The following is a 16,503-nucleotide window of genomic DNA, read 5'->3' as shown; positions in this document are numbered from 1 at the left end:
TGGTGTTGGCGGGTCCTGGATGGGGAGCTTCGGCTCCTGTCCAGAGAGTTCAGGTTCGGAGGGTTGCCCATGTTCCGGCTGACCGATCTCAGGATTTCAGCAAAGATTGCCCTGTCCTTCTTGTTCCCGGTCATTCTGATTCTTGGGCTGGCGGGCTATGTGATCAGTGACAAGGCGCGGGTGGTGTCGGAGACGTCGACGCTGGCCGGGATCGCTCCGCTGACCGCCGAGATCAGCGCCCTGGTGCACGAAGTGCAGAAGGAACGCGGCGCCTCGGCCGTCTTCATCGGCAGCAAGGGCGAGAAGTTTGGCGCGGAACTCAAGGCCCAGCGCCAGCTGACCGACGCGGCGCGGGAAAAGCTGACCCGGTCCCTGGCCGGGATTGACGTCTCGGCCCTGGGTGCCAGCTTTCCACCCAAGGTGGACAAGGCGACAAAGCGTCTGGAAGCGCTGATCGCCAGCCGGGGCGCCATCGATGCCCTGGCCATGGACGGCCGTACCGCCCTGGGCAACTTCACCGAAACCATTCGGTTTCAGTTGGATATGGTCAACCAGATCGCCGTACTGTCCAGTGACGCCAGGGTGGGGCGCATGATCGGCGCCTATCTCAAGCTGATGGAGGGCAAGGAAAAGGCCGGGCAGGAGCGGGCCACCGCTGCCGGCGCCTTCTCCTCGGGCAAGTTCGAGCCGGAGGTCTATCGCCGCTTCGTCGCCATCGTCGCCGAGCAGCAGCTGTTTCTGGGGGAGTTTCAGGAAAGCGCCGCCCCCGCCCAGGTGGATTTCTTCCGTACCACCCTGGATGACGAGGCAAGCCGCACGGTGGAGCGCATGCGCAAGGTCGGTCTGGACAGCCCCGCCACCGGCACGGTCGGCGATGTCACCGGCCCGGCCTGGTTCGCCGCCGCCACCTCGCGCATCAATCTTTTGAAGAAGGTCGAGGACCACATGGCCGCCGATGTCCAGGCCCTGGCCGCCCAGGTCAACGGCGATGCCAGGGGCGTGCTGCTCACCACCGTCCTGGGCGTCGTCGCCGCCCTGGTGATTGCCCTGGCCGTGGCCTGGACCGTGGTGCGCCAGCTGACCTCGGCCATCGGTTCCCTGGTCGGCACCATGGAACGCCTGGCCGCTGACGACTTCAGCGTGAGCGTCGGGGGAACGGAGCGGGCCGACGAGATGGGGGCCATGGCCCGCTCGGTCCAGATCTTCAAGGACGCCATGATGCGGGGACATGATCTGGCCAGGAAGCAACTGGCCGAGGCTCATAACGGCGAATTGCGCGGCCGGGCCATCGAGGCGCTGGTCAACCGTTTCCAGGGTTCGGCCGAGCGCATGGTCGCGGCGGTCTCGTCGGCGGCCCAGCGGTTGCAGGGCACCGCCGCCGCCATGAGCGCGGCCGCCAGTGATACCAATGATCGGGCCACGGTGGTGGCGGGCGCCACCGAACTGGCGTCGGCCAATGTCCAGACCGTGGCCGCCGCCGCCGAGGAACTGACCTCCTCCATCCAGGAGATCGGCCGTCAGGTTCACCGCTCGGCGGAGATTTCCGGCAATGCGGTGGCCGAAGCCGGCGACGCCCAGAATGACGTCACCGGCCTCGCCACCATGGTGGGCAAGATCGGCGAAGTGGTGACCCTGATCAACGACATCGCGGCCCAGACCAATCTTCTGGCGCTCAACGCCACCATCGAGGCGGCGCGGGCCGGCGAGGCGGGCAAGGGATTTGCCGTGGTGGCGGGCGAGGTGAAGAACCTCGCCAATCAGACCGCCCGGGCCACCGGCGAGATCGGCCAGCAGATCTCTTCGGTGCAGCAGCAGACCGAAAAGGTGGTGGGCGCCATCTCCGATATCGTCACCATCATCCGCGAGGTGGGCGAGATCACCGCCAGCATCGCCAGCGCGGTGGAGGAGCAGAGCGCCGCCACCCAGGAGATCGCCCGCAGCGTCGAGCAGGCGGCCGCCGGCACCGCCGAGGTCTCGGCCAATGTGGGCGGAGTCCAGGACGCGGCGGGCCGCACCGGCGGCGCCGCCGTCGAGGTGCTGGATGCGTCCAGGGCCATGGGCGAGGAGGCGGTGAACCTCAAGACCACTATCGACGGTTTCCTGGGCGAAATCCGCGCGGTGTAGGGGGAAGAGGCACTACCGCGCCTTGTCCAGGGCGGCCAGCACCTCGGCCTCGCTCAGCAGTTCCGGCAGGGCGATGCCGTCCGGTGCGCTGGGGCCATAGACGGCATTGAAGGGAATGCCGTAGCGGCCGAAGGACGCCAGATAGCGCGAGATGCTCTCGTCGGGCTTGGTCCAGTCGGCGCGCAAGGCCACCACGCCGGGCGCGGACAGCCGGCTGGCCACCTCGCCCCGCTCGATCACCGCCGCCTTGTTGACCTTGCAGGTGATGCACCAGTCGGCGGTGACGTCCACGAACACCACCTTGCCGTCGGAGACCAGGCGGGCCAGGGTCTGGGAGTCGAAACGCTCCCACGCCACCGCGCCGCCCGATCCGGTGCCGCCGTCGCTGCCGGCGGTGCCGTGGAACGGCGCCGCCAGGGCCAGACCGGCCAGGGCCACCACGCAGGCGCCCACCGCCGAACGCGCCGCCGCCGGCAGGCGGGACCGCAGGGCCAGAAGGACCACCGCCGCCGCCATGGCGCCGCCGGTGGCCAGGGCGGCCAGCCCCCCCGCCTGGACCATCAGCACGGACAGCAGCCACAGCCCGGTTCCGGCCAGGGCGAGGCCCAGGGCCTTGCGCACGCCGACCATCCAGCGTCCGGGCCGGGGCAGTTTCAGGGCGATATCCGGCCAGACGGCCACCGCCAGATAGGGCGCCGCCATGCCCAGGCCCAGGGCGGTGAAGATCGCGACGATCTCGGAGGGGCCGCGCGCCAGGGCGAAGCCGATGGCGGTCCCCAGGAAGGGGGCCGAGCACGGCGTGGCCAGCAAGGTGGCGAAGGCGCCCGACAGGAAATGGCCCAGCACCGTGTGATGGGCCACCCCGCCGCCCCGGTTGAACAGGAAGGCGGGCATGGGAATCTCGAACAATCCCCACAGATTGGCGGCGAACAGCGCCAGCAGCACCACCATCAGGGCCAGGAAGCCGGGCTGCTGGAACTGGATGCCCCAGCCCACCGCCGCGCCCGCCTGCTTCAGGCCGATGGCCAGACCGGCCAGGGCCAGGAAGGAGGCGACGATACCGATTCCCGAGGCGACGAAGCTGGCCCGCACATGGCCGCGCTCGCCCCCGCCATGGCCCAGCACGCCCAGCACCTTGATGGACAGCACCGGCAGCACGCAGGGCATCAGGTTGAGAATCAAGCCGCCCAGCAAGGCCACCAGCAGCATGCCCGCCAGTCCCGGCGCCTCGCCGCCCGCCGATGCGGGGGCGGCACTGCCGGGAACCGGCTGAATCGGGGTCTCGAAGGCCCGCAGGCCGTCGGTGACGGTGACCGTCATGGGGGCGCCGGCCAGGGGCTTGAGCAGGCCGCCGGGAGAGACGGGAATCTCGAACACCGCCCGGCGGCGGTCGGACGACAGGCTGACCTTGGGCTGGCCGAAGGCGGCCACCTCCTCGGCCTCGACGAAGGCGTCGGGGGCGTCGAAGCGTTCGGTGGACGAGACCGCGAGCCGCAGCGCCGATGTCTCACCGCCACCCAGTGCTTCGGCGGAGTCCAGCGTCAGTCCGTGGCGGCGCCCGTCGCCGGGCACCAGGGCGGCGAAGCGGCCGATATCGTGGGCGAAGGCCGAGGGCTGGCCCGCCCCCGGCGACAGGTCCAGGCGCAGATCCACCTTCTGCGGCACGCAGATCTGGGAACAGGCCAGGAATTCCACCGCCAGGCGGGCCGCCACCGGCCGCGAGGCGTCGGGAGCCCGGGCATCCAGCGGCAGGATCACCTCGCCCACATAGCCGTAATTCTGCAGCCCGGACAGCACGAAACGGTGCGGCGCCGGCCAGGAGGGGCGGGGCGTGTCCAGATTGTCCGAGCCGGTCCAGTCCAGCTTGGGCGGATAGCCGGCATCGCCCGGCGTGCGCCAGTAGATCTTCCAGCCCGGCTCCAGCTTGAAATGCAGGCCCAGGCGCAGTTGCCCGCTCTCGCCCGTGGCGGTGGCGGCCGAGACCAGGCGGACCTTGCCGGATTCGCTGGTGGCCCAGTCCGAGCCCCCAGGCTCCGCCGCCCAGGCCGACAGTCCGGTCAGCATCAGCGTCGCCGCAATCCCAATCGCCTTGATCCACGCCCCAATCGACTTAAGCCACGCCATGGTGTCGTCCTTGCGTATTCCGGCGGGAACAACAGCACCGCCGCCCGGCCGGTGTCAATGACGGCGCGCCGGAAGGCCAAAGTTACACTCGGTTGACCGGTCTTCCGCCGAGGCGGATACTTCCAAAGGGTAGGCCGGTCGATGGGGGTGGGATGGCTCTGGACACAGCCTATAACCGCGTGAAATTCACGGGAGACGCCTGGGGCGGGCTCGCCGCAATGCTGGTGGCCCTGCCCTCGGCCATCGCCTTCGGCGTGACCATTTTCGCGCCGCTGGGCGGTTCGCTGGCGGCGCAGGGCGCCTGGCCGGCATTCTCGGCGCCACCGCCCTGGGGCTGCTGGCCCCGGCCTTCGGCAGCAGCGCCCGGCTGATCAGCGCCCCTTGCGCCCCCGCCGCGGCCATGCTGTCCGCCCTGGCCATCACCTTTACCCAACAGGGGCTGCCCGCCGGCAGCATCGTCCTGCTTCTGGGCCTGACCGCCCTTCTGGCCGGGCTGTTCCAGATCATCCTGGGCCTGCTGCGGGTCGGCCGCCTGATCAAGTTCATTCCCTATCCCGTGGTCTGCGGCTATCTCAGCGGCGTCGGCCTGATCATCATCGGCAGCCAGATTCCCAAGTTTCTCGGCGTGCCCGGTGGGCCAAGCCTGTGGGCGGCGCTGCGCCTGCCCGCCTTGTGGGCGTGGCAGAGCATCGTCGTCGGCGTGGTGGTCATGGCGGTGATGGTGCTGACGCCCCGCTTCACCCGCGCGGTGCCGCCGGCCATCCTGGCCCTGGCGGCGGGCCTTGCCGCCTATTTCGGCCTTGCGGCCTTCGATCCGGCCCTGCTGGAGGTCGAGGGGAACCTGCTTCTGGTGGGGCGGATTTCCGCCGGAGGCTTCGGGGTGGGAGCGACCATCGGCCAGCACTGGCGCTCCCTGGGGGCGCTGGAGCCCTCGATCCTGCTGGAGGTCATCGTCCCCGCCCTGACCCTGGCGGCGCTGCTGTCCATCGACACCTTGAAGACCTGCGTCGTCCTCGACGCCATGACCAGTTCCAGCAGCAATCCCAACCGCGACCTGGTGGGCCAGGGCATCGGCAACGTCGCCTCGGCGCTGGTGGGCGGCGTGCCCGGAGCCGGGACCATGGGCGCCTCGCTGATCAATGTCAGCAGCGGCGCCAATACCCGGGTGTCGGGCCTGATGGCCGGGGCGCTGTGCTTCGTGGCCTTCCTGGTGCTGTCGCCGGTGATCGCCTGGGTGCCGGTGGCGGCCCTGGCCTCCATCTTGATGGTCATCGGCTTTCGCATGATCGACCGGCATTCCCTGGCCTTCTTCAACACGCCGGCCACGCGGCTGGATTTCCTGGTGATCACGGCGGTGATCGTGGTCGCCCTGTTCGTCAACCTGATCGCCGCCTCGGGCGTGGGAGTGGCCTTCGCCATCTTGCTGTTCATCCGCGAGCAGACCCGCAGCACCGTGGTCCGCAACCGCATCGAGGGCAACCACCTCTTCTCCAAGCGCCAGCGTTCCGGCGAAGAGGCGGAGGGGGCGGAGGAGGGGCCGTCCGACACCGTCGTCTTCGAATTGCAGGGCAGCCTGTTCTTCGGCACCGCCAGCCAGCTGCATGCCGCCCTGGAGCCCGAGACCCAGACCCGCAAGTTCGTCATTCTCAGCATGCGCCGGGTGCAGTCCCTGGACCTCACCGCCACCCATGTGCTGGAGCAGATCAAGGACCGGCTGGAGGAGAACGACGCCTATCTGGTGTTCTGCGACATCCCCAAGGGCCTGCCCAGCGGCCTGAAGATGAAGCGTTTCCTCAAGGATACCGGGGTGGTGCGTCCCACCAACAAGGCCTTCGCCTTCCGCCAGCTGGACGAGGCCCTGGAATGGGTGGAGGGCCAGCGCAACGCCGCCAAGGGGGCGCCCCAGGGGGAGGATCTGGTTCTCGACATCCCCGACATGGCCATGTTCGCCGGGCTGTCCCCCAAGGCCATCAAGGACCTGAATGCCGCCGTGACGCTTCGTCCGGTCCATGCGGGCAAGAAGGTGTTCAAGGCGGGAAGCTCGGGCGACGAGTTGTTCCTGATCCGGCGCGGCACCGTCAAGATCACCTTGCCCATCCACAAGAAGGAGCACTATCACCTGGCCACCTGCGGCCCCGGCGAGATCATCGGGGGAATCGGCTTCCTGGACGGCGCCAACCATGCCGCCGATGCCCTGGCCCTGACCGAGGTGGAGGTCTATGTGCTGGGCCGCGACGGCTTCCTGGCCCTGGGCGAGGATCACCCCGCCATGGCCTTCCGGCTGGTGGAGACCGTGGCCCTCAATCTGGCCGGACGGCTGCGGGCCACCGTGTCGGAAATCCACGCGCTGCGGGGGTAGGGTCGGGCGGCCAGTTACGTCCGATCCGCCGCCTGGCGGGCTGTTGCCCGCGCCCGCCCGGGGCGCGATGCCACGGTCCCCCTTTGATTTTATGAATAAGCAAAAGAGAGGTTTGGAGACATGGTCTCCAATCCGGGTCGGGGCTACTGCCCCAGGCCGTCATCCCCGGCGCAGGCCAAGGGACGACGGGAAGATCTTACCGCGCGCCGGCGCTGGCCAGAGGCTTGGCCCGGCGGGACGCCCGCTCCAGATCGGCGTTGGACTTCGCCGCCGGCGCCTTCTTCAGCGAGGGCGGCAGCGGCGGCGCCGCCGAGGCCATGGAGGGGACGGCGGCATTGCTGGGCACGCCGGTCACCGCTTGCGGCGCCTGACGGACCGGCGCACTGGCCGGCATGCCGCTGTCCAGGTCGATGGCATAGGCCATGGCGGCGATGCTGGCCGACTTCATGCCCGGCATGGACCGCGGCCAGGGACGCTGGGTTTCCAGGTGCTTGGCCAGCTTCTGCACCGCCCACAGGGCACAGTGAGGACCGAAGGCCTGGCGGAAGCCCTTGATGTCCAGCTTGGCGTAGGCGGTGAACAGGAACACCGTCACCGGCTTCAGGGCGTATTCCAGGGCGGGGAAGATCATGTCCACCGCCTTGTTTTCCATCACGGCGATCTGGGACACCGCCTTGCGCAGGGCCACGTCGTCCAGGTCGGGGAAGATGGCGTTCAGGCCCTGCTTGGTGAAGGCCTCCATCAGCGCGTTGGAATCGATGCTGCCATCCACGGCCCGCAGGCGGCGGGCATCTTCCAGCAGCAGCGGCAGGCGCCCGTCGGGGCCAAGCCCCTCGGCGGCCAGGATGTCGATCTGGGTGGCCTCGCGCAGCTTGAGGATGCGTGGCCCCAGGACTCGGACGATGCTGGGGGTCAGCGCCGAATAGCTGGGGATCAGCGGAACCTGCCATTCGAAACGCAGATTGTCGCGGAACATGTTGTAGAGCTTGTCGCCCGGCCCCTGCGGCGTCACGTAGGGCGCGCGGTGGGCGGGCTTCTTGATGCCCAGCTTGATGGCGGTCTTGTGCAGCAGCGACGGGGCCTCGACCACCACGGGCGGCGGGGTGGGGGCGGGCATGGCCTCGCGGAAATAGCGCTTGGCCGAGGCCCGCACCACCAGCGCCACCACGTGATCCAGGGTCCGGCCGCACCACAGCTCCTCGTCGCCTTCGGTGGCGGGACGCTTGTCCTTGCGGAGCACCACCTTGCGGAACAGGTCGGGCTGATTGCGGAAGACCTGAAAGCATTCGTGCAACAGGTCGGGCGTGTCCAGGATGTGGTCATAGACCAGATGCTGGGGAATGGCGGAAAGCTGAGTGAGATTGACGCGAAGAATCTCCGAGACCTGCGTGCGCAACGTATTGCGCACGGCGTCCAGTCCATCATCCTGCGGCGACGTTTCCGGCCCTCTACGGGCTTTGCTGCTTGCGCTCACACTGTCCCCCCCGGGAAGTGATACCTACCTGCCCTTATCCCAAAGGTTAGTTTGGAAGATTTTTAGCACAAACAGCAACAATTTGTTAATAAATACATACTTCAGTCTGTGTGCGGCATAGGAGTCCTACTTATGACCGGCGCACGAACTGGTTGTCTCTCCCAGCCCGGCCGGCAGCAGGCGCAGGGCCGTCACGCCCAGGGTGGTGATCACCAGGGCGATGGCAACGCCGCCTAGGCCCAGCATGGTCTCCCAGGCGCTGGGGGCATAGTCGTGGACATGGCCGTCGGCGAAGGTGGACGACGCCTCCATGCCGGGGAACAGGTCCAGCGGCCAGGCCTGGCCGCCGATGATGATCACCCAGACCTGGGCCAGCCCGCCCAGCACCACCAGGATGGAGGCCATCATGGCCCGCTTGCGCGGGGCATGGCCGCAGCCGCCATAGGCGATGACCAGGGGCAGGATGCCGCCCAATCCCACCTGCCCGACCCAGAACAGGGTGGTGTGGAGGCCGCCCTGCAGCAGGATGAAGGATTCCACGCCGCTTCGTCCGGCGAAATAGAGCTGGGTGACGTGCAACAGCGCGGTGAAATAGAGATTCGCCGCCACGAACAGCCCCAGCAGCCGCAGCAGCCGGGTGGAAACCTCGTCGCCCAGGGGCCGCCGGGTCATCTTGAACGACACCGACAGGACCAGGATGAACACCGCCAGGCCATAGGCGAAGGACATGGCGATGAACAGGGGCGCCATCACCGCCGCGCCATAGGCCTCTCGCGCCGCCAGGAAACCGAAGATGCAGCCGGTGCCGGTGGTCAGGATCAGGCGCCAGCCGAAGGCGGCCAGGGCCGCCGGCTTGTAGAAGCGCTTCCTGGTCCAGTCCATCATGGTCCACAGATAGACCGCCACCACGGCCATGAAGCCGGAATAGAGGATGACGTTCCAGGCGAAGATGGACTTGAAGTTGAAGTGGGTCATGGCCACGAACAGCCGGTCGGGCCGTCCCAGGTCGAGGACCAGCACCGCCAGTCCCCCGGCCAGCAGGGCCACGGCCAGCAGGGACGACAGCCGGCCCAGGGGCTGATATTCCTGGCGTCCGAACACCGAGCCGATGGAGGCGACGTTCAGCGCCCCCGAGGCGGCGACGATCAGGAACACGGCGAAGACGTGGGGCAGGCCCCACACCACCTGGTTGGTCATGCCGGTGACCCAGTGGCCCTGGTGCTCCATGTGGAAGACGGCGCCCAGCGCCACGGCGATCACGGCGCCCAGGGCCGCCATCAGGGCCAGCCAGCCCCGGGTGTAGGGGCGCACTTGAGTGTAGGTGGTGGTGCTGCTCATGGCTCAGATCCCCTGGTAACGCATGGCGGGCTCCAGCCCCAGATCGGCGCGGATGCGGGTGGTGGCCTCGCGGGCCACCCGCTGGGCGATCTCCGATTTCGGGTCGTTGAGGTCACCGAACAGCATGGCGCCCTTGGCCTTGGCGGCGCAGGCCTCGGCGCAGGCGGGAAGCCGGCCCTCGTCGATGCGGTGGACGCACAGTGTGCAGCCCTCCACCGTGCCCTTGCCCCGCGGCAGATGGGGCTGCTGGCCGGTCTGTTCCTCGTGGGCGAAGCTTCGCGCCTTGTAGGGGCATGCCATCATGCAGTAGCGGCAGCCGATGCAGATGTGGCGATCCACCAGCACGATGCCGTCGGCCCGCTTCATGGAAGCGCCGGTGGGGCAGACGTCGACGCAGGCCGGCTTGGCGCAGTGCTGGCACATCACCGGCACCGAATGGCCGGCGCCGGTGGCGGGGTCCTTGACGTTGACCTTGCGGATGTATTGGGCGTCGGTGCGCGGCCGGTCGTGGCCGGCGAGGCCCATCTCGGCCTTGCAGGCCTCGACGCAGATTGTGCATTCGGCGCCGCACTTGCCGGTGTCGATCAGCAGGCCCCAGCGCTGGGCGGCGGTGGCAGGCTTTCCCGCCTCGCGGGCGGCGGCGGGGGCGGCGATGAGGATGGCGCCGGAGGCCAGCAGCAGGTGACGGCGATTGATCATCGCGACGCCTCCTTGATGGTGGTTTTAGGTGTCGTCGCGTGGCACTCGAAGCAATCGGGCTTCACCGCCGCATAGGCGTGGCAGGACTGGCAGAACTGGCCGGGATCGTTGACCGGCACCGCGTGGCCGTCGGCGGCCTGGGTGGCGTGGCAGGCCACGCATTCCTTCAGCGACGCCTTGGCGCCCCGGATGCCGAGGCGCAGCGTCTCGTCCCGCTGATGCTTCAGCATGTCGGGGTGGTCGCGGCGCATCACCTCGGCCGAGGCGATGCAGGCCTCGCCCTTGGCCTTGGGCAGGGCCGGCAGATCGGCGGCCGTGGCCGCCGCCGCTCCCAGCATCATCAGTACTCCCAGGAGCAGCCTTGCCAGCATCCCTATTCCCCCAACCCCATCTGGATATAGCCGGTGGGGCAGACATCCTTGCAGATATGGCAGCCGATGCACTTGGCGTAATCGGTTTCCACATAGCGCCCCGTGGTGCGCTCGCTCTTCTTGACGCGGCTGACCGCCGTCTGGGGGCAGAACACCACGCAATTGTCGCACTCGAAGCACAGGCCGCAGGACATGCAGCGCTTGGCTTCGTCGATGACCTCCTGATCCGTGAGAGTCAGCAGGCGCTCGTCGAAATTGCCGATGACCTTGTCGGCGTCGATGTGCACTTCGTGGCGATGGTGACGCGCCGTGCGGGTGAAATGCCCCAGGAACAGGTCGTCATGGGGGATGATCTGCTCCGCCGAGCGGTTCTCGAAATTGTGCACGGCGAATTTGGCCTCGAAGGTGCCGCGCACCGGGCCGGGCTGGTAGGGCGCCGGGTCCAGGTTGCTTTCGTGCAGCTTGGCCAGCAGGTTGAAGTGGTGCACGTCCACCTTGGGGCGCTTGGCCACGTCGCCGTGGTCGAGGAATTCGGCAATGCCGGCCGAAGCCACGCGGCCGTGGCCGATGGCGGTGGTCAGCAGATGCGGCTTGACCACGTCGCCGCCCACGAAGTGCTTGGGCTTGCCCGGCACGCGATAGGCCTTGTCGGCGTTGATGAAGCCCTTGCCGTTGTCCATCTCGGGCAGGTCGGCCAGATCGCCGCTCTGGCCGATGGCCGAGACCACCAGATCGGCGTCCAGGACGAACTCGGTCCCTTCGACGGGCTTGGGAATCATGCCCTCCATGGTGCACTGGCAGAGCTTGAGGCCGGTGGCGCGGCCGTCGGCGCCCAGGATCACCTCCAGCGGCATGATGCCGCCCCGGATGTCCACGCCTTCACGCTTGGCGTCGTCGATCTCGCGCTGGGCGGCGAACATCTTCTCCACCGGGAACAGCGAGGTCAGGGTGACGTTGGCACCCTCGCGCCGCGCCGTGGCCGCCACGTCGTGGGCCACATGGCCCAGGATGACGTTGTCGGCGCGGTCCTGCTCGGACACCGTGTCGATATGGCCCAGGCGGCGCGCCACCGAGGCCACGTCGATGGAGGTGTCGCCGCCGCCCACCACGATGATGCGCCCGGGAACGTGCTGCAGCCGGCCCTCGTTGAAGGCCTTGAGGAAGGCGACGCCCGACACGCAGTTGACGGTGTCCTTCCAGCCGGGAATGGGCAGGCCGCGGCCCGCATGGGTGCCGATGCCCCAGAAGATGGCGTCGTACTTCTCTTCCAGTTCCGAGACGGTGATGTCGGTGCCGATGCGGCACTGGGTGCGCACCGTGATGCCCATATCGATGATGCGGCCGATTTCGGAATCCAGCACCTCGCGCGGCGTGCGGTAGCCGGGGATGCCGTAGCGCACATAGCCGCCCAGCTCGGCCTTTTCCTCGAACAGGGTGACGGCATGGCCCTGGCGGCGCAGCTGATAGGCCGCCGACAGGCCGGCCGGGCCGCCGCCCACCACCGCCACATGCTTGCCCGTCTCATGCTCGGGCTTGGGGAAGGTCAGCTTGTTGGCGATGGCCCAGTCACCGATATGGTGCTCGACCGAATTGATGCCCACATGCTCCTCGACCATGTTGCGGTTGCAGCCGCTTTCGCACGGTGCCGGGCAGACGCGGCCCATGACGGCGGGGAAGGGATTGGCCTCCACCATGCGGCGGAAGGCGTATTCCTGCCAGGCCATGCCGGCCGGGGGCTTTTCCACGCCGCGCACGATGTCCAGCCAGCCGCGGATGTCGTGGCCCGAGGGGCACGAGCCCGAGCAGGGCGGCGTGCGCAGCACATAGGTCGGGCATTTATGCGACCAGCCGGCCTTGAAGATCTCTTCCTGCCAGTGCTTGGGCGTGAAATCGCCGTCCTGGTAGCGGCGGAAGTTCCGCCCCTCGGTGGTGGTCTCGGCGCTGGTCTTGGCGGCCATGCGTGCTCTCCCTCTCGTTTCTAGTCCCTCAGTCGCCGGGCGGGCTGGTTCCCATCCCTTGGCTTTCGCGGCATAAGCCGCGGCGGGCTTTGCCCTTGCCTCGGGGCGTTGTCGCCCCTCGGAATACTTTTAGTCGTTGTCGCCCAGGATGATGGCGTTGCTCACCAGTTGGTGAACGCTGACCACCATTTCCCGGTCGAAGTCGTAATAGGGCAGGATCTTGGTGAACTGCGCCTTGCAGATGGCGCACATGGCGGCCATGTGGGTGACGCCCTGCTTGTCCACCACGTCCTTCAAGGCTTCCATGCGGGGGCTGGCGCCCTTGACGCGCAGTTCCATCAGCTCGTCGGTCAGCAATCCGCCGCCGCCGCCGCAACAGAAGGTCTTGTCGCAGATGGTGTCGGGATGCATGTCGACGAATTTGGGGACGCTGGCCTGGATCACGGCGCGCGGGATGGTGAACTGGCCGCCCGGCCGGTCGCCCATGCGCGCACCCCGTGCCACGTTGCAGGAATCGTGGACGGTGAGAACCATGCCGTCATTGCCCGACTTGTCGAGCTTGATGCCCTTGCGCTCGATCAGGTCGTTTGTGAATTCCAGGATATGCTGGGGCACCGGATAGCGGGGATCGAGGAAGTCCCAAGGCCCCGCCAGGGTGTTGAGGAAGGAGTAGGCGACGCGCCAGGCATGGCCGCATTCGCCGAAGATGATGCGCTTGACGCCCAGTTCCTGCGCCGCCTCGCGGATGCGCATGGAAATCTTCTTCATCTGGTCGTAATTGCCGATGAACATGCCGAAATTGCCGGCTTCCGAGGCCTTGGTGGACAGGGTCCACGACACGCCGGCGGCATGGAAGACCTTGGCATAGCCCATCAGGCCCAGGACGTGCGGCTCGGCGAAGAAATCCGCCGAGGGGGTGACGAGGAGCACCTCGGCCCCTTCCACGTCGATGGGCATCTTCACCGCCACGCCGGTATCGTCCAGCATGTCCTCCTCGAGACCCTCCAGGGTGTCGAGCAGGGCCGGGGCGGGCAGGCCGAGATTGTTGCCGATCTTGTGGACCTTGCCGATGATCTCGTTGCAGTACTTCTGGCCCTGGCCGATGGAATCCATGATGTCGCGGGCCGCCATGGAAATCTCGGCGGTGTCGATGCCGTAGGGGCAGAACACCGAGCAGCGGCGGCACTGGGAACACTGGTGGAAGTAGTTGAACCACTCGTCCAGCACGTCCTTGGTCATGTCCCGCGCGCCCACCAGACCGGGGGCGATCTTGCCCGCCGGCGTGAAGTAGCGGCGGTAGACGCTGCGGAACAGGTCGGCGCGGGCCACCGGCATATTCTTGGGGTCGTGGGTCCCCAGGAAATAATGACACTTGTCGGTGCAGGCGCCGCATTTGACGCAGATGTCCATGTAGACCTGCAGCGAGCGGTACTTGGACACCAGCGAGCCCATATGCTCGACGGCGCGCTTTTCCCAGCCCTCGGTCAACTCGCCGGGAAAGCCCAGGGGCTGCTGGTGCGCCTCGGCGGCCACATAGGGCTTGGAGGCGGCCATGGCGCCCGGCTTCAAGGCCGGAATCGGATGCTCGGCCGGGTCGCCCAGGGCGGGGATGTCGAAGGGAGCGGCAGCCATGTCTTCAGCCCTTCTCTTCCAGCCTGGCGGCCCAGGGGGCCAGATGGCGCACCTCGCGCGGATTGTCGGTCTGGTTGCGGGTCGGGCTGAAGAACAGGCCCGGCGCATGCAGCAGCTTGGAGAACGGGAAGATGATCATCAGCAGGCAGACCAGCAGAAGGTGAAGGCCCAGCAGCGGATCGGCGGGCAGGGGGCGCAGCTCGAACCCCATCAGGCCGGTGAAGAAGGCCTTCACCGCGACGATGTCCGTATGGACCACGCACTTCATCAGCATGCCGCTCACCCCGATGCCCAGCAGCAGCACCAGCATCAGGATGTCCGAGGGGCCGGTGACATAGCGCACCCGCTCGACCACCAGGCGCCGGACCAGCAGCAGGGCCAGACCGGCCACCATGGCCAGACCGGCCGGTTGGGCCAGGGGCTGGACCAGGGCGACCAGCGGCCCCACTTGGGTCTCGAAATACCGGGCGTGGCGGATCAGGACCACGGCGAGACCCAGGTGGAAGACAAAAGCGAACAGCCACAGGGGCTTGTTGCCGCGAAACAGGCTTTCGAACAGCAGGGCCTCGCGGCCCAGGCGCAACGCCACGCCGCCCTTGGTCAGGGGCGCCGGCGTGGTGGGAATCTTCAACGGCGCCGGCGTGCGGGCGTACTGGGCGATCTTCATGGCCAGCCCGGCCGCGAAGACCAGGGTCGAGACGCTGAAGAGAATGGCGAAAAAGATCGTCAAGGTTCCCTCGTTCACCCGGAGGCACCAAAATCAGGCTGTCATCCTGAGCGAAGCGAAGGATCTCCGTCTGGAAGGGCGGTGCCGGATCGGCCGAGCCCTTCCAGGATGAGATCCTTCGGTCGCAGGGCTCCCTCAGGATGACAGGCTGGTGATTACACGCAGCCGGTGGGCTTGGGCAGGCCGGCGATCTTGCAGGCCTGCTTGCCGGGGCCGTAGGGGAACAGCTCGTAGAGATACTTGTTGTTGCCCTTGTCGGGGCCCATCTTCTTGGCGATGGCCTTGGTCAGCACGCGCACCGCCGGAGCGATCTGGTACTCGGCATAGTATTCGCGCAGGAAGTTGACCACTTCCCAGTGCTCGGGGCTCATGGTGATGCCCTCGTCCTTGGCGATCTGCCCGGCGAGGTCCTCGTTCCACTGGTTGATGTCGGTCAGATAGCCCTCTTCATCAGCCTCGATGGTGGCGCCGTTGCTGGTGTAAGCCATGTGTTCCTCTCCTTGCTTCTTCTTGATGCGTACTGAAGTTACAGCCAGGCGTTGGTCGCCTTGGTCTCAGCCGCCAGATCGACGAATCCGGCGTAATCCACGACGCTGATGCCGGACACCACCCGGGCGGGGTCCAGCCCGCGGGCCGCCAGGTCGGGACCCAGCACGTTCAGCTTCAGGGTCTTGGCAGCATCGGCCATCTTACCCTCGAACGCGGTGCCGGACAGCGCGGCGATCACCGCGTCCTCCATCAGCAGGACGGAATCGCCCGGCTGGGCGTGTCCCAGGCAGGCATCCAGGCAGGACCGCTCGAAGGGGGATTTGTTGACGGTGTGCAGTATGCTCATTGTTCGATTCCTCTTGTCCCTCAATCGCCGGGCGGGTTTCTCGCGAAACCCTTGGCTCTCGCGCCATAAGGCGCGGCGGGCCTTGCCCTTGCCTCGGGGCTTGCGCCCCTCGGAGTTACGCGGTCAGAACCACATCCATCTCGGCCATCAGCTTGCCCATGTCGGCCCGGCTGATGACTTCCACGTCGACCAGCAGGTCGTCCTCGGTGAGGCCGCGCTCGGCCAGGCTTTCGGCCTCCACGTACAGCTTCTCGATGTCGTAGCCCTCCAGCGCCCGGTAGGTGGGCGAGAAGTTCTTGACGCCGATGCCGGCGGGGGTCTGGCCCTTCTTGATCTGCAGCACGCCGTCGTCGAGGAAGGCCAGATGCACATCCTGGTCGAAGGCCGCCGAGATCAGCACCATTTCCAGCACTTCCAGGGCGTAGACGGTGCCGTGGGGGGGCTTGCGGTTGACGAACATGAACTTTTTGACGACGCCGCTTTCCATATCGTCCATGGCTTTAATCCCCAAAAGTCACGAGACGGTCGGCATGGATGCCGGCCTCGATCAACTGGCCCAGGCCCGAGATGCGGAAGCCCTGGGCAAGGTTGGATTCGGTGATGCCGCGGCGCAGGCCGGCGGCGACGCAGACCACCAGATCGACCTTGTTCTCCTCGGCCAGCTTCTGCCAGTTCTTGGTCACGTTGCGGTCGTCGCTGGGCGGCTGGCCCAGGCTGGTCGCGTTGTTGACGCCGTCGTAATAGAAGAACACGCGGAAGATCTCGTGCCCCTTGTCGATGGCCGCCTTGCAGAACTGGAAGGCGCTGTCGGCGGCCTGATGGTTATAGGGGCCTTCATTGACCAGAATGGCGAATTTCATCG

15 protein-coding genes are annotated in these 16,503 nt (G+C 67.3%); 3 read left to right on the top strand and 12 right to left on the bottom strand.

Going from position 1 to position 16,503, the window contains the following annotated elements; genetic code table 11:
• The first annotated feature begins 69 nt into the window (after positions 1-69).
• Positions 70-2,124 carry a methyl-accepting chemotaxis protein gene (locus AMB_RS17110; RefSeq protein WP_043744993.1) on the top strand — a complete coding sequence of 685 codons (2,055 nt, stop codon included), beginning with the start codon at positions 70-72 and terminating at the stop codon, positions 2,122-2,124.
• 12 nt (positions 2,125-2,136) lie between these two features.
• Here the strand turns inward: AMB_RS17110 and AMB_RS17105 are convergent, their stop codons facing one another.
• Positions 2,137-4,248, bottom strand: a complete 2,112-nt coding sequence (locus AMB_RS17105) for a protein-disulfide reductase DsbD family protein (protein WP_011385742.1) — start codon at positions 4,246-4,248, stop codon at positions 2,137-2,139.
• A 152-nt stretch (positions 4,249-4,400) separates the two neighbouring features.
• On the opposite strand from AMB_RS17105, the gene AMB_RS26190 reads away from it, so the two are divergent.
• Both AMB_RS26190 and AMB_RS17100 read left to right on the top strand, forming a co-directional pair.
• Positions 4,401-4,619, top strand: coding sequence for a hypothetical protein (locus AMB_RS26190; RefSeq protein ID WP_050750752.1), 219 nt, complete (start codon positions 4,401-4,403; stop codon positions 4,617-4,619).
• The gene (locus AMB_RS17100; protein ID WP_322095850.1) at positions 4,550-6,607 is read left to right on the top strand and encodes an SLC26A/SulP transporter family protein; all 2,058 of its coding nucleotides are present in this window, start codon (positions 4,550-4,552) and stop codon (positions 6,605-6,607) included. Before AMB_RS26190 ends, AMB_RS17100 begins: the two co-directional genes overlap by 70 nt.
• A gap of 196 nt (positions 6,608-6,803) precedes the next feature.
• On the opposite strand, the gene AMB_RS17095 is transcribed toward AMB_RS17100, so the two are convergent.
• The 11 genes from AMB_RS17095 to tusD all read right to left on the bottom strand — a co-directional run bounded on the left by AMB_RS17095 (position 6,804) and on the right by tusD (position 16,501).
• Entirely contained in the window at positions 6,804-8,015 is a 1,212-nt protein-coding gene (locus tag AMB_RS17095; RefSeq protein WP_231848874.1) for a hypothetical protein, read from the bottom strand.
• Between the two features lie 192 nt (positions 8,016-8,207).
• Positions 8,208-9,419 carry an NrfD/PsrC family molybdoenzyme membrane anchor subunit gene (gene nrfD, locus AMB_RS17090; RefSeq protein ID WP_011385738.1) on the bottom strand — a complete coding sequence of 404 codons (1,212 nt, stop codon included), beginning with the start codon at positions 9,417-9,419 and terminating at the stop codon, positions 8,208-8,210.
• A 3-nt stretch (positions 9,420-9,422) separates the two neighbouring features.
• Positions 9,423-10,118, bottom strand: a complete 696-nt coding sequence (gene dsrO, locus AMB_RS17085; protein WP_011385737.1) for a sulfate reduction electron transfer complex DsrMKJOP subunit DsrO — start codon at positions 10,116-10,118, stop codon at positions 9,423-9,425.
• A complete protein-coding gene (locus tag AMB_RS17080; protein ID WP_011385736.1) occupies positions 10,115-10,489 on the bottom strand; it encodes a cytochrome c3 family protein in 375 nt (124 codons plus the stop codon). Before AMB_RS17080 ends, dsrO begins: the two co-directional genes overlap by 4 nt.
• A gap of 2 nt (positions 10,490-10,491) precedes the next feature.
• On the bottom strand, positions 10,492-12,447 hold the full coding sequence (locus AMB_RS17075; protein ID WP_011385735.1) for an NAD(P)-binding protein: 1,956 nt from the start codon (positions 12,445-12,447) through the stop codon (positions 10,492-10,494).
• A 129-nt stretch (positions 12,448-12,576) separates the two neighbouring features.
• Positions 12,577-14,079, bottom strand: a complete 1,503-nt coding sequence (gene dsrK, locus AMB_RS17070) for a sulfate reduction electron transfer complex DsrMKJOP subunit DsrK (protein ID WP_011385734.1) — start codon at positions 14,077-14,079, stop codon at positions 12,577-12,579.
• A 4-nt stretch (positions 14,080-14,083) separates the two neighbouring features.
• Complete coding sequence (locus AMB_RS17065) at positions 14,084-14,809, bottom strand: respiratory nitrate reductase subunit gamma (RefSeq protein ID WP_011385733.1); 726 nt, start codon at positions 14,807-14,809, stop codon at positions 14,084-14,086.
• 152 nt (positions 14,810-14,961) lie between these two features.
• Complete coding sequence (locus AMB_RS17060; RefSeq protein ID WP_011385732.1) at positions 14,962-15,294, bottom strand: TusE/DsrC/DsvC family sulfur relay protein; 333 nt, start codon at positions 15,292-15,294, stop codon at positions 14,962-14,964.
• Between the two features lie 38 nt (positions 15,295-15,332).
• Positions 15,333-15,641 (bottom strand): sulfurtransferase complex subunit TusB, encoded by a 309-nt coding sequence (tusB, locus tag AMB_RS17055; RefSeq protein WP_011385731.1) that lies wholly within the window; start codon positions 15,639-15,641, stop codon positions 15,333-15,335.
• A gap of 115 nt (positions 15,642-15,756) precedes the next feature.
• Positions 15,757-16,137, bottom strand: coding sequence for a sulfurtransferase complex subunit TusC (gene tusC / locus AMB_RS17050; RefSeq protein ID WP_011385730.1), 381 nt, complete (start codon positions 16,135-16,137; stop codon positions 15,757-15,759).
• Between the two features lie 4 nt (positions 16,138-16,141).
• The gene (gene tusD / locus AMB_RS17045; RefSeq protein WP_011385729.1) at positions 16,142-16,501 is read right to left on the bottom strand and encodes a sulfurtransferase complex subunit TusD; all 360 of its coding nucleotides are present in this window, start codon (positions 16,499-16,501) and stop codon (positions 16,142-16,144) included.
• Positions 16,502-16,503: the final 2 nt, after the last annotated feature.

It is taken from the genome of Paramagnetospirillum magneticum AMB-1, assembly GCF_000009985.1.
GTDB classification, from domain to species: Bacteria; Pseudomonadota; Alphaproteobacteria; order Rhodospirillales; family Magnetospirillaceae; genus Phaeospirillum; species Phaeospirillum magneticum.
This window is presented reverse-complemented; position numbering and strand designations above follow the sequence as displayed.